Raw genomic sequence first — 22,513 nt, forward strand, 5'->3', positions numbered from 1 at the left:
AATTGCCCCGCTGGACAGCACGGCCAATGTCGGCCATGGTGGAACCCACTGCCTCCGTAGCTCAGTTGGATAGAGCAAGGGCCTTCTAATCCCTAGGTCGCAGGTTCGATTCCTGCCGGGGGCGCAGCAGCACTGGTGACCAGCGACGATGCCGGTCCCCAGTGCTATTACCCGCTAGCCGCGAAACTCAAACACCAAGAAATCTTTGCCGGGTGACCCGCTCCCCGTGTGAGTGGTGCGCGGATCCAGCCCCGCCCTGCCGACATCTTCGCGAGCCGGTTGCGGGACGGCACGCCGCACACGCGACCGTGCTGTCCGGTGCGTACAGCCGATCGCCGTGGACGGCGGAGTACACGCCGCAGTGAATTTCGAACCCCATCGAGCAACCGGCCCCGCTCCAGCGTTCAGTCTGCTTGAATCGATATATGTGCAGGTGGATGGCTTATTCAGGGGAGCCGATCCTGGCCGAGGCGCTGCTGTTCCGGCCGAAGCATTCGCTGATCGACCAGAGCTTGCACTCCCGGCTCGGCGCGACCACCACCAACGGCGACGGCTTCGGGATCGGCTGGTACGGCCTGGGCGGGCGACCGGCGGTGTTCAAGAGCATCGAACCGGCATGGAACGACGAGAACCTGCGGGAAGTCGCGGCACAGGTCCAGACACCGATGCTCTTCGCACACGTCCGCGCGTCGACCGGTACGTCGGTACAACGCAGCAACTGCCACCCGTTCCGGCACGGACACTGGTTGTGGATGCACAACGGGGCGCTGAACGGTTTCCACGAGACCAAACGGGACCTGATCAACGCGGTGGGGTCATCACTCTTCCCCGACATCCAGGGTTCTACCGACTCGGAGCTGCTGTTCTTCCTCGCGCTGACGTTCGGACTGCCCGACGACCCGCTCGGCGCGGTCGCCCGTGCGGTCGGTATGGTCGAGGATGTCGGCCGCGCTCACGGCATCGCCGCGCCGGTCCAGATGACTGTCGCGACCACCGACGGCAAGTCGATGTGGTTCTTCCGTTACTCCAGCGAACGGCAGACGCGAACGCTGTTCTACTCCACCGATGTCGCCACCCTCCGCGCGCTGCATCCCGAGGTCGAGATTCTGTATCAGCTGGGTGAGGAAGCTCGGTTCGTGGTCTCCGAGCCGCTGCGCGACCTACCCGGGGCGTGGAACGAAGTCCCGGAATCGTCGGCCGGTGTGATCTACCCAGGACACGACGAAATCGTCCCCTTCCAGCCGATCGCTCCGTGACGCGCGGCGGCCCGCATTCCGCTCGCCCTCGATCCATCCGACTCGCTGAGTTCGCCGCCGCTGGGCGTTCCCATGCCTGGGTAGCATCGAAAATGGTTCGGTAACAACCGATATCGAGGACGCGGATCGCGACCGGGCCGACCGCGGCGCCGCACGGACCCGGTTCCGGTGGCTGTGGTCCTCCGCGGGATTGTCGGGCCTGGCCGACGGGATCACCCGCATCCTCTTGCCGCTGTTGGTGGTCGCCGAGCATCCGCAACCGATGGCGCTCGCCGGGCTCACCGTGGCAACCATGGCTCCGTGGCTATTGTTCGCACTGCCGGCGGGGGTGCTGGTCGACCGATACGACAGACGGCTGATACTGCTGTGCAGCAACGGTGTTCGAGCGCTGGCGCTGGTGGCCGGGATGGCCGTGTGCACGCTGACCGATGCGCTGCCGATTCTGTACGCCTTGGGGTTCACGCTCGGTATGGCCGAAACCCTGGCCGACACGGCGGCCCCCGCGATCCTGCCCCAGATTGTTCCGAGCGAGCACCTCGAGCGCGCCAACAGCAGGATCTACGCCCAGCAGGTCATCACCGGTATGGCGGCGCCGCCACTGGCGGCACTCCTGGTCGGCGCAGGTGCGCTGCCCGCGCTCGGCGCGGGCGGATCGCTCTACGCCGCGGCCGCCGTGCTGGTGCTCGGACTGGCCGCGGCGCCGGCTGCTCGCCGTGCCGAGAACATCGCAGGCCGCTCGATGTGGCGGGACATCCGGACGGGAACCGCGTTCGTGCTCGCGCACCCGGCGCTGGCCCGCACCCTGGCGGTCAGCGCCCTCTACGCCATCGTCTTCGCCGCCACCGGGTCCATGCTGGTGCTGCTGAGCTACCAGACGCTCGGGCTGGTCGAGACCGGATACGGCCTGCTGCTCACCATCGGCTCGATCGGCTCGATCGCCGGGACCTGGATCGCGCCACGGCTCACCGCACGTCTGCCTCTGCTCACGGTGGCAGGTGCGACCTTGGTGCTGTCCGGGCTCGCCTACGTCGTCTTGGGTGTCTCCAGCAGTGTCGCGGTCGCGGGCATCGCCCTTTTCTGCAATGGCATCTTCGTCATGAGCTGGAACATTCCTATGCTGTCGCTGCGACAGCGCCTGGCTCCGCCCGAATTGCAAGGCCGCGTGATGAGTGTTTCCCGCCTCTGCTCGTGGGGCATGATGCCGATCGGCGCGGTGTTCGGCGGTGTGCTGGCCGAGGCGGCGTCGGTCGGCACCGTGTTCGTGACCGCGGGAGTCGTCCTGATCGTCGGCTCGATCGCTCTGCTGGCTCCCCTGCGTTCGGAGGAACTGATCTGACGGCGCGAGGGCCGGCGCTCCGCCGACCCTCGCGACTCGTGGCTCTACTCCGTGGACTCCAGCTTCAGCAATTTGGCCACGCACACCGGATTGTTGTGCGCGAGCAGGAAGCCGAAGTAGCTCTGGCAGAACTCGGCGTACCCGACCGGGTCACACTGGTGCGCATGCCAGGCCGAGTCGACCTCGAGGTCATCGGGCAGGTAGTCCTCGTGCATACCGCTGGCCCGCCACCGGCGCAGCGAGGCCTGGTAGCGGACGACCCGTTCGTCGATCTGCTCTTCGGTCAGCGCTGTCGAACCGGGCCAGAACCAATGTCCCGCACGCAGGTTTCCCTTGATATGGGTGGTGTCGAAGTCCGCGGGCGGAGTCAGTTCGACGTCCACATCCGACAGATTGATCATCGCAGTCATAAGGTTCCTCGATTCGATGGCGCGCCGAAGTCGATCCGACACGGCGCGGTTCTCGGACTTGCGTACTGAATGCATTCTGATCGGTTCGAACCGTTGCCAGTCTTGAACTTTCGCGTCCGGCAGTCAACGCGGGACCCCTTCCCAACGATGGCGGATAGCTCGCGATTTGCCTTGGCGCACAACGCTTTACGCTGAGGACCTACACACCGTCCAGGATGGTATGGAAGACTGCTGCCCCGCGTCATGCACGGTCTCGTGATGATCTGGACGCAGGGATCGTGTTCTCCGAAACAGTGGCCGAGCCTTCCCCGCCTGCGCACCGGGCGGTAAGGTCAACTCTTTGTGCGCGGCATACCGGAGGGGGACGGACAGCGTGCCGTCGGAGAACGAATTCGCAGCGCCGTCGCCCTCTACGCAGCTCTGGTGGGCGCCGGATTCCGCAGGCAGTGGCAGTACAAACTGGCCATGTTCGCCGGGTTGTTCACCAACTGCGTATTCGGCTTCGTGCGTGCGGCCGTGCTGGTCGCGGCGGTGGACGCCGCGGGTGATTTCGCCGGCTACGACCAGGGCAGCATCGGCGCGTACGTCTGGATTTCCCAGGGATTGCTCGGTGCGGTGCAGTTCATGGCAGTCCCGCTGGGCGAGCTGGAAAATCGGGTGAAGACCGGCGACATCGCGATCGACTTCCTTCGCCCGGTCGACATCCAATGCGGTTATCTCGCTGATGATCTCGGACGGGCGGCCTGCACCTTCCTGCCGCGCGGGCTGCCGAGCGTCCTGGTCGGCACGCTCACCTTCGGCCTGGCGATGCCGACCACGCCCGACCCCTACCTGCTCGGCACGGTGAGTGTGCTGCTGGCCGTGGTCGTTTCGTTCCTGTGCCGGTTCGTCGTCGTGCTGATCGGATTCTGGGTCGTGGACACCCGCGGCATCCGCGCGCTGTACTACGCCTCCGGGACGTTCCTCGCCGGACTCTTCGTCCCGGTGCACATGTTCCCGTCGTGGCTGGCCACGATCGCGGCGGCCACTCCCTTTCCGTCGATCCTGCAGGTGCCGGTCGACGTGCTCTCGGGGCGGATCACCGGAGCGGCGGCCTGCTCGGTCGTCGCCGTCCAAGTGTTCTGGGTGCTGGCGATCGGGATCGCCGGCCGAGTGCTGCTGGTCGCCGGACGCCGCAGGCTGGAGGTACAGGGTGGTTGAGGTCGCCCCGCCCCGCTCCGGCACGTGGTCGACGCCCTATGTGGCGGTGCTGCGCTCCAGGATCCGCGCCCAGCGAAGCTACCGATTGTCGTTCGCCAGTGATCTTTTCAGCGCATTCCTGTTCGGGCTGATCGAGCTCGCCGAAGTGTGGCTGATCTTCCGTAGCGCGCGGGTACTCGGCGGGCTCGACCTGGACGCCGCGCTACTGCTGTTCGGACTGAGCCACACGAGTTTCACGTTGTCCCAAGTGTTGTTCGGCCATCTCGACACGCTGCCCGTCCTGATCAGGCTGGGACAGCTCGACGCATACCACCTCCGCCCGCAACCGCTGCTGCTGCAATTGATCACCAGCGACATCTCGCTGCGCAGATTCGCCCGCGCCTCGGTGTCGATCGTCGCGCTCGGAGTCGGGTTGGCGCGCAATGACATCGAGTGGGGAGCAGGCACCGCCACACTGCTGACTCTCACGCTGCTCGGCGGTATCGCCATGTTCGGCGGGATGTTCGTCTGCGCCGCCGGGCTGCAGTTCTATCTGATCGATGGTTCCGAGCTCACCAACAGTTTCACCTACGGCGGCTCGTTCGCCGCGACGCAACCGGCGTCGGTGTTCCCCACGCCGATGAAGCTGTTGTTCGGATTCGCCATACCGGTCGCCTTCACGGCCTATCTACCAACCCTCGCGCTCCTGCGGCTGCCCGGTCCGCCCCTGCTGCCATCCTGGTTAGCTTGGCTGACTCCGGTCGCGGCGCTGTGGGTGTGGCTGCTGGCGCTGGGTTTGTGGCGCTCGGGCACACGGCACTACCAGGGAGGCGGCGGATAACCATGGCGCAGTCGGGGCACGCGGAAGCGATCATCGACATGAACGATCTGACCAGAGAATTCACCCTGTACCGCAAGGACGGCCGACGCTGGCGCAGGCGCCGCGAAACACTCACCGCGGTCGACGGGATGACCGTCCGGATCGAGCGCGGCGCGGCCGTCGGCTACATCGGCGCCAATGGCGCGGGCAAGTCCACCACCATCAAGATGCTCACCGGCATCCTGGTGCCCACCTCGGGCAATGTGCGCACCTGCGGGCTGGACCCGGTGCGGCAGCGGCGCGAACTGGCCGGGCGGATCGGCGTGGTGTTCGGGCAACGCTCCCAGCTGTGGTGGGATCTGCCACTGCGCGAATCGTTTTCGATTCTCGCCGCGATCCACCGGCTGGAACAGGATGCCGCGCGCAAGCGCGCACACGAGCTGATCGAGCAGCTGGAGATGGCGGAGACCCTCGACACACCGGTGCGGCAACTGTCGCTCGGCCAGCGTATGCGCGCGGAAGTGGCGGCAGCACTGTTGCATTCGCCGGAACTGGTGATCCTCGACGAGCCGACGATCGGTCTCGACGTGCTGTCCAAACAGCGGCTGCGCGAGTTCCTCCGCGCCGAGCGTGCCGAGCGCGGCACGACCCTGCTGCTCACCACACACGACATGGGCGACATCGAACGGCTTTGTGGCCGTGTGCTCGTCGTCGACCACGGGCGGCTGGTTTACGACGGTTCACTGACCGGTTTGGCGGCCACGGTCGGCGCCCGCCGCGTCCTGGTGGTCGACTTGGCCGAACCGGCGCCGGACTTCGACGACCTGCCCTCGGCCCAACTGCTCAGCAGTGAGGGCAACGGCATGCGGCAGCGGTTGGCCTTCGATCCGGAGCGGATCACCGCCGCACAGTTGCTTGCCGCCGTGTCCGACCGGGCCGAAGTGCGGGATCTATCGATCGAAGAGCCCGAGATCGAGGACGTGGTCCGCCGGATATACGAATCCGCCCGCTGAGGCGGGCGGATTCACTATGGATGACCGACATCCGGGTTCAGTCGGCTTCGCGTGCCCCCTGATCGAGCCGGAACGGCGGATACTCGTCGCGCATCAGACCCGCGTAGGCCTGAACTCGGATGATCCAGCGGTTGATGCCCATCACGAAGTCGTAGACGCCGTGCGGGTAGCGCGCCGTGAACAGCAGCACGATCAGCGCGACGAGCAGCAGAATGCTCATCAGGGGGAGCGAGGGACCGCTCCAATCGTCGCCGTCGCTCATCCCGATCGAGACACCGCCACTCACCATCGCGCCGACGATCAGGTAGTGCGGAATGGCCAGCAGCCACCACTTCACCAGCACCAAGCCACGGTGCAGGGTGTCCGGATAGTCGATTTCCAGATCGGCCGGATACTCCGCGCTCGGCTGCAAACTGAACGGCGGGTACTTGTCGGTGCCCAGCACGGACAACGCGTAGAAGGTGACCCGCCAGCCCCAGCGCATGACGCCGACATTGAAGTCGAACAGCGCCCGCGGGTACTTGCCGGTGATCAGGATCGCGAAGAAGGCGACGATCGTGAGCACCAGGTACGCGACGTGCAGGAAGAACAGGACGATGTAGTGCGGGATGGCCAATAGCCACTTGACCAGCCACATCCACCGCGACAACCCCGGGTCCAGATCTCCTCGAACGCGAATCGGACCGGCCGCCGCGACGGATTTCTCAGGTTCCATGATCGACACTCCTTCCGGTTGTTTGTGATTCACGCCACAAACAGTGCGGTATGTCCTGATTGTGGCGCATCCGGTCATTCAGAAACGGCACCATCCGATACCGACATGCCAACGAATCGGTGCAGCACGGCGTGGCGCCGGGTCGGCCCTGGCGGACGTTTGGCCGATCTCATTGACCCTGGGGGCAATTCGACTATGCGCACATCTCGTCCCGTCGTGGTGATCGTCGGTGTGCTGATGATCGCCGTGCTGGTGTTGAGCGTGAGCGGATGCAAGAGCAAGAAGCGGCGGCATTCGAGCTCGTCACAGCCTGCGGCCACCTCGACCGCGCCGCAGCAGCCGTTCCGAGATTGCGCCGAGGCATGGATCGCGGGAAAGGCGCCGGTGCGGCGCAACGACCCCGGCTACTCGACCCGGCTGGACCAGCTGGACGGCGCGGCATGCGCGGTGCGGCCCACCGCCGTACCCCGCTGACCATCGCGCGGGGTGGCCGATCCGATCGGGTCGGCCGCGGGGCGCGACCTCAGGGGCGCTCCGTCAGACCGGTCCGTTCGATTGCGCGGAGTACAGGCTGACCTCGCCGTCCTCGCTGAGAAATGCGTTGACCAGCATGGTGCGGGTGGCGCGGAGCTCATCCTGATCCGGAGCGGCGGTCGTGATGGAAATCTGCGGGATGACCGCCCAGTTGACCACGTAGCGCTCCGGCGGGCCGTCGTCGTCGGACAGCCGGGCGAGACGGAAGACCGAGACGGTTTTGCGGACGATCAGCGTGCGCACGACCTCCGCGATTCGCTCGGGGTCTTCCAGCGCGAACATGAACCCGAATGTCAACTCGGGCGATGACACGTAGGCGGGCACGAACACCGAGGCTAGCCGATCGAACCCGGACGCGCAGCCGCGGTGCCGGATCGGGTTGCCACTAATGCGCTCGACTATTCGCGCGGAGGCGCTACCGCTCGCAGCCGACAGGTGACCGATCCGTAACGGAACATAACGATTTCCCGGCAGCTTTCGGATTCGTCCATCACCCTATTGCGTGGCTTCGGCTGCCGCGCTTTCCTGAAAGTGTCCCGATTTCTCGTGACCGTCTTCTCTCGCATCGTCGCGGATTTCCCGGTTTCTCTGCCGTGCTGGTGGACATGGGATGGCCATCCGAGTGCGGGACTGCGCCGGAGCCGAGGGGCGCCCCTCCCTGAAATCCCCCTCGGCCCTGGCGTAGCCAGGATTCCGATCGTGCCGCAGGGGTACACCATGCCGACCGAATACGCTCAGCGCAGTTTCGGAGCCGACGAGCTGCCACCGGCCGCCGCACTGCTCCGCGCATTTCGTGACCCCGAGGACGCCGACCGGCACCGGCACTGCGTGCTGGAGGCCGCGCGAGCGCTCGTCGAATGCCATGAGCGACGACACCGGGCGCTCGAGCAGGCACACGCCGCCGGCGTCTCCAGCACGCGGGTCGCTGCGTGCACCCAGCTGGTGGAGACCATCGACGACCAGCGCGCCGAGTGGATAGGTCGCATCGACTCCTGGGTCGACGGGCACATCGAACACCGCGCGGGCGCCTCGCTGCACACCGAGACGCTGGGCGCGGTCATCGATCGCATCGCGGAGAAATGGATTGCCGCCCAATATTCTTTGGGCGACGACATCACGGTGCGGCCGCATCCACTGCAGGTGGACGGGGAAGCCCACCTGCAGTGGACCAGGCTCGCCGAGCTGATCGACGGCTACCAGGATCTGATCACCGACGTCATCGAACACCGACGCCGGCTGCCGGTGTGGTGATCAGCGCGTCTCGTCGACCTCGGCGTCGACGACCTCGGCATCGACGAACCCCGGTGTCTCGGCCACCGGCGGCTTCGTGACCTGGGCGTCGTCGGAATCGTCCTGGAGATCACGCTGCCCCGCCGCATCCCGGCGCGCCGCGGCGGCCGCCTCGTTCATCTCGATCGCGTCGGTGATCCACTCACCGATCTCCCTGGTGACCTCCGCGACGGAGCCGGTGATGATGTTGGCGATATTGCCGACGTGCCTGGCGCCGGAAGAGGTCAATTCCTGAATGAGATCTTTGTTGCTCTCGAATTTCCCGATCATTACACGCCCGCTTCGCTCGCCTTTCGCTGACGCATCACGATAACACCGGGCGAGGGCTCGCTCTTCACCCAGCGCGGCGGCAGCGCGAGTTTGAAAATCTTCTTCCATACCGAGCCGATCTGCTTACCGAGCGGGCCGGTGTTGTACGGCAGACCGTATTTTTCACACAATGCGCGCACCGTCGGCGCCATCTCCGGATAGCGGCTGGCGGGCAGGTCCGGAAACAGATGGTGTTCGATCTGGTGCGACAAATTGCCGGACATGATATGGAACAGCTTGCTGCCGGTGATGTCAGCCGAACCGAGCATCTGGCGGACGTACCACTCACCCCTGGTCTCCTCCGCGGTCTCCTCCTCGGTGAACGTCTGTACTCCGGCCGGGAAGTGTCCGCAGAAGATGATCGCGAAGGCCCACACGTTGCGCACCAGGTTGGCGGCGACGTTGCCGGCCAGCGCGTGGAAGAACAGCGGCCCGGTCAGCGCCGGGAACACCAGGTAGTCCTTGAGCACCTGTTTGCCCGCCTTGCGCCACTGGCCGAGGATCAGCTGCTTGACCTGCGGCCACTTCCGTTCGCCGCGCAAGATCTTCTCGACCTCGAGATCGTGGCCCATCACCCCCCACTCGAACAGCATCATCAACCCGAAGGCGTACAGCGGCTGGCCGAGCCGCAGCACGTTCCACTCCTGCGCCTCGTCCATCCGCAGGATGGAGTAGCCGATGTCGCGGTCCTTGTTGTGGATGTTGGTGTAGGTGTGGTGCAGGTAGTTGTGCGAGTGCTTCCACTGGTCGGCCGGGCACACCGTATCCCACTCGAACACACGGGAATTCAGGCCCGGTTCGCGCATCCAGTCGTACTGGCCGTGCATCACGTTGTGCCCGATCTCCATATTGTCCAAGATCTTCGACACGCTCAGCGCCGCCACCGCGGCCAGCCAGAACGGCGGAAGGAAGCCGAGATACATCAGCCCGCGCCCGGCGATCTCGAAGCCGCGCTGCGCCTTGATGATCGAGTACAGGTACTCCCGGTCGCGCTCGCCGAGATCGGCGACGATCGCGGCGCGCAGCTCGTCGAGTTCGCGTCCGAGCTCCTCGATCTGCTCCGGGCTCAGCACCAGTGGCCCGTCGTGGGTTTCGGTGAGAATGGTCATGATTGCTCCCCTTCGGTGTCAGATATCGATGTCGATGTCGCCGACCGGCGCGCTGATGCACAACTGGATCGGCTGGTCTGGATCGCTGTCGGTCTCGCCGGTGCGCAGATTGCGCGTGCAGCCGGAGCGGCGCACCGCGGTGCAGGAGAAGCAGATCCCCATGCGGCATCCGTACTCCGGACGCAGACCCGCGGATTCGGCCTGCTCCAGCAGTGGCGCCCCGTTGTTCTCGGCGCTCACCCCGCTCGCCGAGAAGCGCACCGTGCCGTAGGCATGCGCGGCGTCGGCGGGCGCGAAGGACAGCGTGAACTCCTCGGTGTGCAGCCGGTCGTCCAACTGTTCGGCGTGGTAGATCGTGCGTACCGCGTCCATCAGCGGTTGCGGACCGCACACATAGGTCTGCGCGTCGGCGAACCAGGGCGCGACGCGCTCCAGCTCGTCGTAGTCGAAGTACCCGCTGCCCTTCGGATGCGCGACGTCCACCCACGGCGCGCCGGACTCGACGCGCGATCGATCCGGTCGGCACGGATGCCGCAGTTCGATGCGAAAGTTCTTGTGCTGCCGCGCGATAGTGTCGAGTTCGGCCCGATGCGGCAGCACCGCGGGCGACTTCGCGTAGTGCAGGAAGACGACCTCGCCCGGATGCTCCTCCTCGGCCAACGTGCGCAGCATGGACAACACCGGGGTGATGCCGCTGCCACCGCTGATCAGCAGCACGCGCTCCGGACGCCGCTCGGGCAGCCGGAACACGCCGTCGGCGGGCGTCAGGTCGACCACCATGCCGGGCACGGCCTGGTGATAGAGGAATTGCGACACCACTCCGCCGGGATGCGCCTTCACCGTGAGTTCGATGCGGCGATCCCGGCCGCCTTCCGGATTCACCGGTGAATAGCACCGGGTGTGCCGCACGCCATCGATCACCACGCCGAGCTGGACGTACTGTCCGGCCCGATGGCCTTTCCACTGCCTGGTCGGACGCAGGGTGAGCGTCACCGAGCCCGGCACCGAGTGGCGCACGCGGGTGATCTCCGCCCGCATATCGCGCAGGGTGAGGGTGGGCCGGACCAGTTCCAGATACCGATCCAGTGGGTGCGGCGAGGTCAGGGTCTGCACCAGGTTGACGAGATCCACCATTCGTTCTCCGCCTCCAGTCGGGCTGACGACGTGCGATCCGATTTTCAGTGCACGTCTGTACACTCAACTAGTGTGAACGATAACCGTGGGCCGGTGTCAACCAGCAAAACCTGTGACCCGAACAACAGTTATGGATAGATCGAATGGTGAACGGATGTATGCTCACCGGGATGAGTGAGCAGGCAGCTACCCGAGGCGAACGCAAGGAGCGGACCAGGCAGGCACTCCTGGACGGCACCTTGGCGCTGGCCGCCGACCGCGGTTTCGCCGCGCTCAGCCTGCGCGAGATCGCCCGATCGGCCGGTATCGTGCCGACCGCGTTCTACCGGCACTTCGCATCGCTGGAAGACCTCGGCGCGACACTGGTGGACGACGGCGTCACCGCGTTGCGGCTGGCACTGCGCGAAGTGCGCCGGAACGCCGACGCGAGCCTGTCGGACACGGTGCGATTCGTGTTCACGCAGGTAGGCCCGAAGCGGGAGTTGTTCGGCTTTCTCACCAGGGAGCGGCACGGCGGATCGGCGGCGCTGCGCACGGCGATCGCGCGCGAGATCCAGTTGATCGTCCGGGAACTCGTCGCCGATCTGTCCCGGATCAGAGCGCTGGACTCCTGGACGCCGCGAGACATGGAGATCGCCGCCGACCTGATGGTGACGACGGTGACCGACGGCATCGCCGCCTACGTGTCCGCCGCATCGCGCGAGGAGCAGGTGATCGTCGACCGCACCGTGCAGCAGATGCGCCTGATCGCACTGGGCATGGGTGCGTGGCGGCCACCGAATCGGCGCTGATGATCGCTCGCGGCGATGCTCAACGCGCCGATTTCGGCTCCTCCAGGGGCCAGATCGGTCTGGATTCCCATCTTGTCCGGCAATAGCACCGCGAGAGTAACTCGAACGAGAGGGCGGGAACACTCGAGCGCCGCTGCACTGGCAAGGGGCTCCTAGACTCTGCGTTGTGTCTCGTCGCCCGAATACCGCCGACACGCAAGTTCCCCATGGAGATGCCCGATCGGCAAGGGGTACACAGGCGGCTGGTCCATTTCCGTTCGACCGTCCGGCCTCACTCACCGACGCCGCGGTCATTCGCGCCAACGACTGGCGGGCATACACGGGCTTGTCGTATGTAGAGGACCATTGGAGCCTCAAGGTCTGGCCGCCCGGGTTCGCCGCGTACTACTGGTATCTGACCTTCGCTGACGCCGCCCTTTCGGATATGGCCGCCGCCTGCCAGCAGCACCTCGACACCTTTCATCTCAATCACGTCCCACCGAGCGGGCTGCACCTGACACTCGTAAAAGTAGGCGCGGCGGACACGGTCGGTCCGTCAGAACTCTCCGCGTTCATTGCGGCAGCCGAGCGCACACTGGCCGATGTCGAACGGTTCCCACTGGAGATCGGGCCGCTGACTGGGTCTGCCAGCGCGATCCGCTTCTCGGTCGCGCCGTGGGACCGGCTCGTAGACCTGCATGCCAGCCTTCGGGAGAGCGTGATCAGCTTGCGGCCGACCAGCCCGCCCAAGCCAACCTCGCATTTCCGGCCGCACCTAGGTATCGCCTACCACAACCAGCGCCGCGAAGCGGCCCACATAATCAAGGACGTTGCAGCGCTGCGGGATATCCAGCCAGTTACCGTCAGCGTTGATACCGTCAAGCTGGTGCGGCTTTGGCGGTCGGACCACCAATACCGGTGGGACGAATGCGCCGCTATCGCGCTTCGGTGAGACGATCCGGTGCCGCGATCGTCTTGGCCGCGGCCGACCATTCACGCAGTTCACCGACGTAGTCGCTGGCTTTGCGGGTATCGACCATAGCCGCAACCTCCGCGAGCTCATGAGCACGCTGCCAGACCGAACGTATCGGATGGTCTCGCGAGACGTTGAGAGCTTCGAGGCCGAGGTCCATGGCGTGCTCGATGTCGCGGTTGCATTGATGGACCAGAGCAGTGGCGACATCCAGTCGGACGAGTGACCGGCTCCAGATCGAGTCGGATGCGTTGACCTGATCCTCAACCAATTGGCCGAATTCGAGGGTCTTGTCGTAATTGCCCGCCGAAAGATGGGCTGTGGCAGCGTTGGCCATCAGGCGCGCATCGCTGTAGGGCTCGAACGACAGGGCCGGGGTCAGTCCAGGCGGTGTTTCGACCTCGGAAGCTATGGACAGGGCTGCATCGATCGATCGTTCTACGCCGATCGCATCGCCGATCTTGCCGAGCGCGCGGGACAGGCCGTTGGTGTATAGGCGGATCGCCTGTGCACCGTGACCTGCCAGCCGGATTCCCTCCTGCGCCAGTGCAATTGCCGTCCCGTAGTCACCCTGATAGTAGGCGCAGAAACTCTGCGTTCCCTTGACCCAGGCTTGCAGTTCTACGTCGCGGACGAACTCAGCGATGCCGAGCGCTTCCTCGCTGTAGATAGTGGCGAAGTGAAACCGGCCGCGGTTGACAGCCATATACGCGAGCACGCCCGAGAGTCGGCCAGCCAGCTGGTAGAGCCGGTGCAGTTGCACCGGCTGATGACACTGCCCCAGAAGCGAGTCGACTTCTTGGCGCAGTGACCGCACCTCCGGTGCCAACCGCACCGGCCCCTCCAGCTCGTAGCGATCGAGCACGTCGGCCAGCGCTATGTCGATGACGTCGAGCACGGCGTCACCGACCTCGGTGGCACGGAGGCGTCGCATCCGCTGAATGACCTGAGCTGGGGACTCGAAGTCGTCATCGCTGCCGCCGGTGATGCGGGCCATTGCGGAAACGCCGATCTCTTGTCGCCGCTCGAACTCCTTGCGGCGCGACCGCCATACCTCCTCCCCCTCGGCCACGATCTGCTCGAATCTGGCGCGGTCTTCCGGAGTTGCCCGCTGGTCGAGGGTCGTATCCAAGATGGCCTGGGTGGCGGAGCGGGGCTTCACCGCGCTCAGGCCAGCCCGCCAATTGACGACCGTCGTGGCCTCGAGACCGAGTAGAGCGGCGAAGTCGCGAACCGATCGCCTCATGGCCTCTTGCAGCGCCGCCGCTTCGAACCCGGTCCACTCCCGCCCTCTGACCATAGGACTCACCTAACCATTAGCTAGCCGCATGACCTGGGTGAATACGTTCAGTAGCCCAACATTACCCGACCATTGCGCCGTCGCGCCCGAAACCGCCTGCGGGCAAAAGTTGAACCGGTACCCGGTTCCAAGCCGACGCCGCAATCACATGTACGGCGCACTGGGCCCGGTGAGCTGGGGCTGGTGGCGAAAGCCCTTGGCGCCGGGTACCTCCCACGATCTGAACGTCTCTCGAAACTGGAGTCCATGTGACCGCCCATTCGCTTGCCATGTATCAACTCGTCGCACTCTGCGATGCCGCCGCTCATGCCGCGCCGATGCTGCCGTTCACTGTCGACCAAGCGCATGAGGTGATGCAGATTCACCTCAACTGCCGCGCGAAGAATTGCCCGCGCAAACAGGCCGCACTAGACACGCTCGCCGAGGCTGGGCGGGTGGTGCCGACCATGACCAAACCGCGGTGAGGGTGAACGGCCATGCCACTGTGGCTGTCACTGACCCTCGCCGTCCTGGCCGGACTCGCAGCCATCGGCCTGCTGGCGGGCGTGATGCTCCTAGCGGTCGGCACTCCCGGCGATCCCGGTAGCAGGGCATCCTCAGCTGCGGCGAACAGTGCAGGGCAAATGTCGCGGCACTCGAACCACGCAGGAGCACACAGCGTCTGGCCGCACGCCTGGACCCATCGTGCTCCGGATACACCATTCACGGTGAAGGAAGCCCATGACGAGATGCAGCGTCACCGTGACTGCCGCCTCGATCACTGCCCGCGCAAGGACGCTGCGTTCACCGTGCTGATCGAGACTGGGCGGGTGAGGCCGGACTCATCACGGCAGAAGTACTGACCACATCCCTCATCGCGATCCCGTGAGTCCCCGTGCGACTGATCGCGCTCGGCATGGACCAGTGGCCGAAGGGGCGGTAATCCGGCCGCTCGCGGCGAACCTCACCGGGCCGATCCGGGCGGCTCTGGGTCTGGATCGGTCTGGATTCCCGTCGGATCCGGTGACCGCACGGGCAGCAGCACCACGAGGCCCACCGCGAGCACGACGAGCAGCCCGGCGATGCCCGCGCGATCGGCGTCGAACAGCCAGACGAACACTCCGAAAAGGGTTGGGGCGAGGAAGGAGACCGCACGTCCCGTGGTGGTGTACAAGCCGAAGAGCTGACCTTCGCGGCCCGGCGGGGCCAGCCGCGCCAGGAACGACCGCGCCGACGCCTGCGCGGGACCCACGAAAACCGTGAGCAGCAACCCGAAGATCCAGAACATCAGCGGGCCGGACACCACCAGCAGCGCGAGCCCGCACACCAGCATCGCGGCCAGCGACACCACGATGACGATCTTCGGCCCGGCACCGTCGTCGAACCGCCCCGCGACGATCGCCCCCAGCGCGGCAACCACATTGGCGGCGATGCCGAACAACAGCACGTCCGAGGCGTCGATGCCGTAGACCCGCACGGCCAGCACCGCCCCGAAGGTGAACACCCCGGCGAGACCGTCGCGGAACACGGCGCTGGCCACCAAGAAGCCGATCGTGCGACGGTCGGTGCGCCACAGCTCGCGCAAATCGCGCCAGAGCACCCGGTACGAGGTGAAGAACCCGGCACTTGCCGCGCCGGGATCGGCGTCGGTCCGGGGCAGTTCGGGCACCGCGAACATGACCGGCAGCGCGAAGGCGGCGAACCACACGGCGGCCAATACCGCGACCAACCGGATGTTGAGCCCGTCGTCGGTGGGCACGCCGAGCAGCCCGCGATTGTCGCCCTCGCCGGAGATGAAACCGAAATAGCAGATCAGCAGCAGGAAGATGCCGCCGAAATAGCCCATCGCCCAGCCGAATCCGGAGACCCGGCCGACCGTCTGCGGAGTGGACACCTGCCGCAGCATCGCGTTGTACGGAATGTTCGACAACTCGAAGCAGGCCGACGCGAACGCCAGCAGCACGAGGCCGAGCCACAGGTCGCGATAATCGTCGTGCACGAAGAACATCAGCGTCATCGCGGCGATCATGAGCGCGGTCAGCACGCCGAGGGAGTGCTTGCGTTTCGCCGAGGCATCGAAGCGCTGCCCACTGATGGGTGCGGTCAGCGCCACGATCAGGCCCGCGATACCCAGCGCCCAGCCCAGCCAGGCGCTGGCGGAGACCGAGCCGGGCAGGTCGTCACCGACCTTGTCGGTGAGATACACCGAGAAGACAAAAGTGAGGATGACGGCGTTGAACGCCGAAGACCCCCAGTCCCACAGCCCCCACGCCACCATCTGCCCGCGCCCGGCGGCCTGCCCGACCGTCGCCCGCGCGTTCACCTCGGTCATGCCGCGCAGCTTAATGGGCACAGCCGGTCGGCGTGGGCGGGAAAGCCGAGTGCAGGCCTAGGCAGCCGCTGATCGAGCGCACGCCACCACGAGCGCTATGCACTCAGTTGCATAGTACCGAATGTCACGGCTATCCTCGCCCCATGGCACTCGAGCATGCGTTGCTGGTATCGCTGAGCGAGCGCGCCGGCTCGGGTTATGAGTTGGCGCGCCGCTTCGACAAGTCCATCGGCTACTTCTGGAGCGCCACCCACCAGCAGATCTATCGCGTCCTGAAGCGGATGGAGGAGTCCGGCTGGGTCGACGGCGAGTCCGTGGTCCAGGAGGGCAGGCCGGACAAGAAGGTGTACTCGGTGAGCGAGGCGGGCCGCACCGAATTGGCCCGCTGGATCGCCGAACCGAGCGACTCCGGCACCCCGCGCAACGAGCTCGCCGTCAAGGTCCGCGCCGCCGCCTACGGCGACATCACGGCGTTGCGCACCGAGGTGGCCCGCCACCGCGACCAGCACGCCCAACGGCTCGAGCTGTACCGGCACATCGAGAAGAGCGACTTCCCGGCCCCGGACCAGCTCGCAGGGACCGCCCTGCACCAATACCTCGTCCTGCGCGCGGGCATCCGCGTGGAGTCGGGATTCGTCGAATGGTGCGACGAAGTTCTGCAAGCACTGCATCCGCGCGGCGCAGCCCCGCACGCGGATTGACGCCAGAAAGGTCACCTCACCGATGAGCTCCTTCCCCCACCTGTTCGAGCCGCTGGATCTCGGCTTCACCACCTTGCGCAACCGCGTGGTGATGGGCTCGATGCACACCGGCCTGGAGGACCGCGCCTGGGACACCAACAAACTGGCCGCCTACTTCGCCGAACGCGCACGCGGCGGCGCGGGCCTGATCATCACCGGCGGCTACGCACCCAACCGCGTGGGCTGGCTGCTGCCTTTCGGCGCGAAGCTGACCAACAAGACCGAGGCATACCGGCACCGGACCATCACCAAGGCAGTGCACGAGCAGGGCGGCAAGATCGCCATCCAGATCCTGCACGCCGGCCGCTACTCCTATATGCCGGGCAGCGTCTCGGCGTCGTCGATCAAGGCACCGATCAACCCGTTCCGGCCGCGCAAGCTCTCGGCCAAGGGCATCGAGCGGACCATCGATGACTACGCGCGCTGCGCGAAACTGGCCCAGTTCGCCGGGTACGACGGCTGCGAGATCATGGGCGGCGAAGGCTATTTCATCAACCAGTTCCTCGCGCCGCGCACCAATAAGCGCACCGACCGATGGGGCGGCTCCGCGGAGAACCGGCGCCGGATCGCGGTGGAGATCGTCCGCCGCACGCGCGCCGCCGTCGGCCCGGACTTCATCATCGTGTTCCGGCTGTCCATGGCCGAACTGGTGGAGAAGGGCCAGACCTTCGACGAGATCGTCGCGCTGGCAAAGGAACTCGAAGCGGCCGGGGTGAACATCCTCAACACCGACATCGGCTGGCACGAAGCGCGGGTGCCCACGATCGTGACCTCCGTGCCGCGCGCGGCCTTCGTCGAGTTCACCGCGAAGATCACCGCCCAGGTGAACATTCCGGTCTGCGCGTCCAACCGGATCAACATGCCCGAAGTGGCCGAGGAGATCCTCACCCGCGGTGACGCCCAGCTGGTCTCGCTGGCCCGCCCATTCCTCGCCGACCCGGAATGGGTGAACAAGGCCGCGCAGGATCGCGTCGACGAGATCAACACCTGCATCGCCTGCAACCAGGCGTGCCTGGACCACGCGTTCGGGAACAAGACCGTGTCGTGTCTGCTCAACCCGCGCGCCGGGCACGAGACCGAGCTGAAGCTGCTGCCGACCCGCCGCACCAAGCGCATCGCGGTGGTCGGTGCGGGACCGGCCGGGCTCGCCGCGGCGGTGAACCTCGCCGAACGCGGCCACCACGTCGAGCTGTTCGAGGCCGACGACAAGATCGGCGGCCAGTTCGACATCGCCCGCCGCATCCCCGGCAAGGAGGAGTTCAGCGAGTCCATTCGCTACTACAACCGGATGCTCGAACGCACCGGTGTCACCGTGCACCTGAACAAGCGGGTCGGCGCCGACGAACTCATCGCGGGCCGCTACGACGAGGTGATACTGGCCACCGGTGTGCAGCCGCGCATCCCCGACATCCCCGGCATCGACCACCCCATGGTGCTGTCGTACGCCGAGCTGGTCCGCGAAGAGAAGCCGGTCGGCAAGCGCGTCGCCGTGATCGGCGCGGGCGGAATCGGCTACGACGTCAGCGAATTCCTCACCGTCGAAGGGCATCCCACGCTCAAGCTGGACGAGTGGAAGGAGGAATGGGGCGTCACGTCCGACGACGAGCAGGTTCCCGGGCAGCTCACCACCCCGAGGCCCGCCCCCGCGGCGCGCGAAGTCGTTCTGCTGCAACGCAAGACCACACCGTTCGGCAAGGACCTCGGCAAGACCACGGGTTGGGTGCATCGCGCCGCGCTGAAGGCCAAAGGCGTCGAGCAGGTCGGTGGCGTGAACTACGAACGCATCGACGACAGCGGACTGCACGTCAGCTTCGGCGAGAAACGTGAACGGCCGCAGCTGATCCCGGTCGACAACGTGGTGATCTGCGCGGGCCAGGAATCCGTCCGGGACTTGGTGGCCCCGCTACGCGCCGCCGGTGTCAGCCCGCACCTCATCGGCGGCGCCGAGCTGGCCGCCGAACTCGACGCCAAACGGGCCATCGACCAGGGCACCCGCCTAGCGGCACGGCTCTAGCAGCAGCCCCGGTGCCGCAGCGAGTCGAGCGGCGGCACCGGGCTGTCCCTGATCTAGTCCGATTTCCGCCAGCATTGTCCGGCGCGCGCCCATATCTTCGACCGGATGACCGACAAGAACAAGGCGATCGTGCAGAGCGCGTGGCGCGCGTTCGCCGAGCACGACTTCGACCGTATCGCCGCCTTCTTCACCGACGACGCGGAGTGGCTCGCGCCCGCGCGCAACGCCACCGCAGTGGCACTCGGCATCCCGAGCCACATGATCGGCCGCGCCACCATCGCCGACTTCATCGCCAACGGTTTCCCACGCCTGTTCGCGAAAGATGTCACGGTCACCTTCCACGGGCTCTACGCCGAGGGCGACCGGGTCATCGTGGAGGAAACCATGACCGCAACCCTCGCCAACGGCAACTCCTACGTCAATGACTACTGCTTCGTCTTCGAGCTCCGCAACGGCCGTATCCACCGCGTCCGTGAATACATGGATACCGCCCGTGGCCACAGCTTGATCTTCGGCTGAGCCGAAGCGGGTGCGGTAGCGAACCCGCGACGGTGCGCACGGCCACCACACGACGTCGCCTAGGCTCCACGGGATGAGCTTGCCCTCCCCCACTTCCGAGAACCGCGCGGTCGTCACCGGCGCCTCCTCCGGCATCGGCACCGCGCTCGCGGCCGACCTCGCCGCGCGCGGCTACTCGCTGATCCTGGTCGCCCGCCGCGAGGAGCTGCTCGACGAGCTGGCGCAGCGGCTGACCCTGGCCCACGGCATCACCGCCGAGGTGCGCGCTGTCGACTTGGCCGACCGCGCACAGCGCGGCGTTCTGGCGGAGGAGCTGGCCGCGCGCGACATCGCCATCCTGTGCAACAACGCGGGCATCGCGACCTTCGGCGCCGTCGCCGATCTCGACCCCGGCTACGAACGCGCACAGATGGAACTCAACGCCGTCGCCGTGCACGATCTCACGCTGGCCGTGCTGCCCGGCATGATCGCCAGGGGCGGCGGGGGGATCCTGATCAGCGGCTCGGCCGCAGGCAATATGCCGATCCCGAACAATGCCACCTACGCCGCGAGCAAGGCGTTCGCGAACACCTTCGCCGAGTCGCTGCGTGGCGAACTGAAGGGCTCGGGCGTGAATATCACCCTGCTGGCCCCCGGCCCGGTCCGCACCGACACTCCTGATCCCGCGGAGGCATCGATCGTGGACCGAATGGTGCCCGACTTCATGTGGGTCTCCTCGGAGCACACCGCCAAGGTGTCCATCGATGCGCTCGCCCGTAACAAGATGCGCGTGGTTCCCGGCCTGATCAGCAAGGGCATGAGCGTGGCGGGGCAATACGGACCCCGCGCGCTCACCGCACCCATCGCGGGCGCGTTCTACCGGAAACTCGGCGGCTGAGCGACCGGTCATCGAGGGCGTCATGGACCTGTCACCCTCGCCACCGACGTACGCCTGCCACCGACCTGTGTCCCGGAAAAGTGCTCGCGGTGCCGTGCACGGGCGCCTACCACCACAGCCTCGCTTCGTCGTACAACGGTGTCGGCCGCTCCTCCGGTGATCACCGTCCGCGACGGCTGCTCCCGCAACTGGTGCGCAGGGAGACCGCCGCCGATCTGCCGGCCTGCGACGTCGGCCGCTGGCACCGGCGCGGGCGCGACGCGACAAGTCGACTGGACCGCGGCCACCGCGAAATCGTGCTCAGCGGCGCCGGGTGCCGAAGAGGGTGCGCGTGATCTCGCGGCCCGCCGCGCTGGCGGCCGATCGCAGGAAGCTCCGCACCGCCGGGTTCTTCATGATCCGCTCGGCAGCCGAGTCCTCCTCGCGCGTCGCGGCGCGGCCGGGGGCGGGAGCGGGCTCCGGTTCGCGCGACGCGGCAGCGACTTTCGCGGCCAGCAGTTCGTAGGCCGACTCGCGGTCGAAGGTCTGTCCATATTTCGCGGTCAGCGGGCTGGACAAAGCCCGCGATTTCATCACGTCCGGGCCGATGGTGTCCATCAGCGAGCGCGGCGGCCGCATCCTGGTCCAGGCCACCGGGGTCGGCGCGCCACGCTCGGACAGCACGGTCACGATCGCCTCGCCGGTGCCGAGCGCGGTGAGCGCCTCCTCCAGGTCGTAGACATCGGTCTTGGGGTAGGTGCGGACGGTTTTCGACAGCGCCTTCTGATCGTCCGGGGTGAACGCGCGCAGCGCGTGCTGGATGCGCGCGCCGAGCTGGGAGAGCACCGGGTTCGGGATGTCGGTGGGCAGCTGGGTGCAGAAGAACACGCCGACACCCTTGGACCGGATCAGCTTGACGGTCTGCTCCACCTGCTCCAGAAATGCTTTCGAGGCGTCGGAGAAAAGCAGATGGGCCTCGTCGAAGATGAAGACCAGTGCGGGCCGGTCCACGTCGCCGACCTCGGGCAGCGTCTGGAAGAGATCGGCGAGCATCCACATCAAGAAGGTGGAGAACAGCACCGGCCGCGCCGCCTGCGCGCCCAGCTCGAACAGCGTGATCACACCCTGCCCGTCCGTGACGCGCACCAGGTCGGCCGGGTCGAGTTCCGGTTCGCCGAAGAAGGTGTCGCCGCCCTCGGCTTCCAGGTTCGTCAGGGCGCGCAGGATCACCCCGGCGGTGGACGCGGACACGCCGCCGATGCCCTCCAGGTCCGCCTTCCCATCCGGGCTGGTGAGATGCGTGATCACGGCGCGCAGGTCCTTCAGATCCAGCAGCGCGAGGCCGTTGCGGTCGGCCCAGTGGAAGATCAGGCCGAGGGTGGATTCCTGCGTCTGGTTGAGGCCGAGCACTTTGCTCAGCAGGACCGGCCCGAAGGAGGTGATGGTCGCGCGGATCGGCACGCCGATCCCGCCGGTGCCCACCGAGACGAACTCCGTCGGGAATGATTGTGGCGCCCAGTTCTCGGCCCCGGTCTCCGCGGCGCGGGCCGTGAGCTTCTCTTCTGCTTCCCCCGGCTCGGCCAGGCCCGACAGGTCACCCTTGATATCGGCGAGCACGACCGGAACCCCCGCGCACGACAGCTGCTCGGCGATGCCCTGCAGCGTCTTCGTCTTGCCGGTTCCGGTCGCCCCGGCGACGAGGCCGTGCCGGTTCATCATCCGCATCGGAATCCGGACGTGCGCGCCGGGATCCACCCTCCCGTCCACCACCACGGTGCCCAGCTCGAGCGCCGCGCCCTCGAACGCGTAGCCTGCGGCGATCTCCTGTGCGGCGCGCACACCCGCCGACTCGGCTCGCTGCGCGCTCACAGCTGCGTCGGCCGCCTGCTGCTCGGCCAGCTCGCGTTCCGCGGCCTCGGCGGCGG

At 66.5% G+C, this 22,513-nt stretch carries 24 protein-coding genes, 1 tRNA gene and 1 pseudogene; 17 read left to right on the top strand and 9 right to left on the bottom strand.

Going from position 1 to position 22,513, the window contains the following annotated elements; translation table 11 throughout:
• The first annotated feature begins 50 nt into the window (after positions 1-50).
• From NA4_RS11740 to NA4_RS11750, 3 genes are all read left to right on the top strand, one after another.
• Positions 51-124, top strand: a tRNA-Arg gene (locus NA4_RS11740).
• A 313-nt stretch (positions 125-437) separates the two neighbouring features.
• Positions 438-1,256, top strand: a complete 819-nt coding sequence (locus tag NA4_RS11745; protein WP_067468509.1) for a class II glutamine amidotransferase — start codon at positions 438-440, stop codon at positions 1,254-1,256.
• A gap of 112 nt (positions 1,257-1,368) precedes the next feature.
• Entirely contained in the window at positions 1,369-2,592 is a 1,224-nt protein-coding gene (locus NA4_RS11750) for an MFS transporter (RefSeq protein WP_281180003.1), read from the top strand.
• Between the two features lie 44 nt (positions 2,593-2,636).
• Here NA4_RS11750 and NA4_RS11755 read toward each other — a convergent pair whose 3' ends face one another.
• A complete protein-coding gene (locus NA4_RS11755; protein WP_067468516.1) occupies positions 2,637-3,002 on the bottom strand; it encodes a hypothetical protein in 366 nt (121 codons plus the stop codon).
• Between the two features lie 342 nt (positions 3,003-3,344).
• Here NA4_RS11755 and NA4_RS11760 point away from each other — a divergent pair, with 342 nt between their 5' ends.
• From NA4_RS11760 to NA4_RS11770, 3 genes are read left to right on the top strand one after another with little or no spacing between them, the layout of a single operon-like run.
• Positions 3,345-4,202, top strand: coding sequence for an ABC transporter permease (locus tag NA4_RS11760; RefSeq protein ID WP_245671289.1), 858 nt, complete (start codon positions 3,345-3,347; stop codon positions 4,200-4,202).
• The gene (locus tag NA4_RS11765; RefSeq protein WP_067468519.1) at positions 4,195-5,022 is read left to right on the top strand and encodes an ABC-2 family transporter protein; all 828 of its coding nucleotides are present in this window, start codon (positions 4,195-4,197) and stop codon (positions 5,020-5,022) included. Before NA4_RS11760 ends, NA4_RS11765 begins: the two co-directional genes overlap by 8 nt.
• Before the next feature lie 2 nt (positions 5,023-5,024).
• Complete coding sequence (locus NA4_RS11770) at positions 5,025-6,014, top strand: ABC transporter ATP-binding protein (protein WP_067468522.1); 990 nt, start codon at positions 5,025-5,027, stop codon at positions 6,012-6,014.
• Between the two features lie 37 nt (positions 6,015-6,051).
• Here NA4_RS11770 and NA4_RS11775 read toward each other — a convergent pair whose 3' ends face one another.
• The gene (locus NA4_RS11775) at positions 6,052-6,729 is read right to left on the bottom strand and encodes a DUF4389 domain-containing protein (protein WP_067468524.1); all 678 of its coding nucleotides are present in this window, start codon (positions 6,727-6,729) and stop codon (positions 6,052-6,054) included.
• 195 nt (positions 6,730-6,924) lie between these two features.
• Here NA4_RS11775 and NA4_RS11780 point away from each other — a divergent pair, with 195 nt between their 5' ends.
• Entirely contained in the window at positions 6,925-7,203 is a 279-nt protein-coding gene (locus tag NA4_RS11780; RefSeq protein ID WP_245671290.1) for an excalibur calcium-binding domain-containing protein, read from the top strand.
• Between the two features lie 63 nt (positions 7,204-7,266).
• Here the strand turns inward: NA4_RS11780 and NA4_RS11785 are convergent, their stop codons facing one another.
• On the bottom strand, positions 7,267-7,587 hold the full coding sequence (locus tag NA4_RS11785) for a hypothetical protein (RefSeq protein WP_067468600.1): 321 nt from the start codon (positions 7,585-7,587) through the stop codon (positions 7,267-7,269).
• A 375-nt stretch (positions 7,588-7,962) separates the two neighbouring features.
• Between NA4_RS11785 and NA4_RS11790 the strand changes: the two genes are divergently transcribed.
• On the top strand, positions 7,963-8,514 hold the full coding sequence (locus NA4_RS11790; protein WP_245671291.1) for a DUF4254 domain-containing protein: 552 nt from the start codon (positions 7,963-7,965) through the stop codon (positions 8,512-8,514).
• Here NA4_RS11790 and NA4_RS11795 read toward each other — a convergent pair whose 3' ends face one another.
• Genes NA4_RS11795 through NA4_RS11805 form a run of 3 tightly spaced genes read right to left on the bottom strand, consistent with a single transcriptional unit; the run spans position 8,515 to position 11,105 of the window.
• On the bottom strand, positions 8,515-8,781 hold the full coding sequence (locus NA4_RS11795; RefSeq protein ID WP_373862776.1) for a hypothetical protein: 267 nt from the start codon (positions 8,779-8,781) through the stop codon (positions 8,515-8,517).
• Between the two features lie 41 nt (positions 8,782-8,822).
• The gene (locus NA4_RS11800; protein ID WP_067468533.1) at positions 8,823-9,971 is read right to left on the bottom strand and encodes a fatty acid desaturase family protein; all 1,149 of its coding nucleotides are present in this window, start codon (positions 9,969-9,971) and stop codon (positions 8,823-8,825) included.
• Positions 9,972-9,989: 18 nt separating this feature from the next.
• Positions 9,990-11,105, bottom strand: coding sequence for a ferredoxin reductase (locus NA4_RS11805; protein WP_067468536.1), 1,116 nt, complete (start codon positions 11,103-11,105; stop codon positions 9,990-9,992).
• 170 nt (positions 11,106-11,275) lie between these two features.
• On the opposite strand from NA4_RS11805, the gene NA4_RS11810 reads away from it, so the two are divergent.
• Both NA4_RS11810 and NA4_RS11815 read left to right on the top strand, forming a co-directional pair.
• A complete protein-coding gene (locus tag NA4_RS11810; protein ID WP_067468606.1) occupies positions 11,276-11,896 on the top strand; it encodes a TetR family transcriptional regulator in 621 nt (206 codons plus the stop codon).
• A gap of 166 nt (positions 11,897-12,062) precedes the next feature.
• Positions 12,063-12,827, top strand: coding sequence for a 2'-5' RNA ligase family protein (locus tag NA4_RS11815; RefSeq protein WP_157128953.1), 765 nt, complete (start codon positions 12,063-12,065; stop codon positions 12,825-12,827).
• On the opposite strand, the gene NA4_RS11820 is transcribed toward NA4_RS11815, so the two are convergent.
• Positions 12,811-14,148: an NsdA family TPR-like regulatory protein gene (locus tag NA4_RS11820; protein ID WP_157128954.1), complete on the bottom strand. Its 1,338-nt coding sequence runs from the start codon at positions 14,146-14,148 to the stop codon at positions 12,811-12,813. The two genes, NA4_RS11815 and NA4_RS11820, sit on opposite strands and share 17 nt — an antisense overlap.
• 248 nt (positions 14,149-14,396) lie before the next feature.
• On the opposite strand from NA4_RS11820, the gene NA4_RS11825 reads away from it, so the two are divergent.
• Positions 14,397-14,612 carry a hypothetical protein gene (locus NA4_RS11825; protein ID WP_157128955.1) on the top strand — a complete coding sequence of 72 codons (216 nt, stop codon included), beginning with the start codon at positions 14,397-14,399 and terminating at the stop codon, positions 14,610-14,612.
• Positions 14,613-14,624: 12 nt separating this feature from the next.
• Positions 14,625-14,990, top strand: coding sequence for a hypothetical protein (locus NA4_RS11830; protein ID WP_067468547.1), 366 nt, complete (start codon positions 14,625-14,627; stop codon positions 14,988-14,990).
• A 101-nt stretch (positions 14,991-15,091) separates the two neighbouring features.
• Here NA4_RS11830 and NA4_RS11835 read toward each other — a convergent pair whose 3' ends face one another.
• A complete protein-coding gene (locus NA4_RS11835; RefSeq protein WP_067468550.1) occupies positions 15,092-16,459 on the bottom strand; it encodes an MFS transporter in 1,368 nt (455 codons plus the stop codon).
• 143 nt (positions 16,460-16,602) lie between these two features.
• Between NA4_RS11835 and NA4_RS11840 the strand changes: the two genes are divergently transcribed.
• The 5 genes and pseudogenes from NA4_RS11840 to NA4_RS42530 all read left to right on the top strand — a co-directional run.
• Entirely contained in the window at positions 16,603-17,160 is a 558-nt protein-coding gene (locus tag NA4_RS11840; RefSeq protein ID WP_067468553.1) for a PadR family transcriptional regulator, read from the top strand.
• A gap of 22 nt (positions 17,161-17,182) precedes the next feature.
• Complete coding sequence (locus NA4_RS11845) at positions 17,183-19,213, top strand: NADPH-dependent 2,4-dienoyl-CoA reductase (RefSeq protein WP_067468556.1); 2,031 nt, start codon at positions 17,183-17,185, stop codon at positions 19,211-19,213.
• A 105-nt stretch (positions 19,214-19,318) separates the two neighbouring features.
• Positions 19,319-19,732, top strand: coding sequence for a nuclear transport factor 2 family protein (locus NA4_RS11850; protein ID WP_067468559.1), 414 nt, complete (start codon positions 19,319-19,321; stop codon positions 19,730-19,732).
• Between the two features lie 73 nt (positions 19,733-19,805).
• Positions 19,806-20,609 carry a mycolate reductase gene (gene cmrA / locus NA4_RS11855; RefSeq protein ID WP_067468562.1) on the top strand — a complete coding sequence of 268 codons (804 nt, stop codon included), beginning with the start codon at positions 19,806-19,808 and terminating at the stop codon, positions 20,607-20,609.
• Between the two features lie 36 nt (positions 20,610-20,645).
• A pseudogene (locus tag NA4_RS42530) lies at positions 20,646-20,845 on the top strand (diaminopimelate decarboxylase); the annotation flags it as partial.
• Positions 20,846-20,909: 64 nt separating this feature from the next.
• On the opposite strand, the gene NA4_RS11865 reads toward NA4_RS42530, so the two are convergent.
• Positions 20,910-22,513 (bottom strand): helicase HerA-like domain-containing protein (locus NA4_RS11865; RefSeq protein WP_245671292.1); only part of this gene is annotated, 1,604 nt, incomplete at its 5' end.

Origin of the sequence: Nocardia amamiensis NBRC 102102 (assembly GCF_001612745.1) — a bacterium.
GTDB classification, from domain to species: Bacteria; Actinomycetota; Actinomycetes; order Mycobacteriales; family Mycobacteriaceae; genus Nocardia; species Nocardia amamiensis.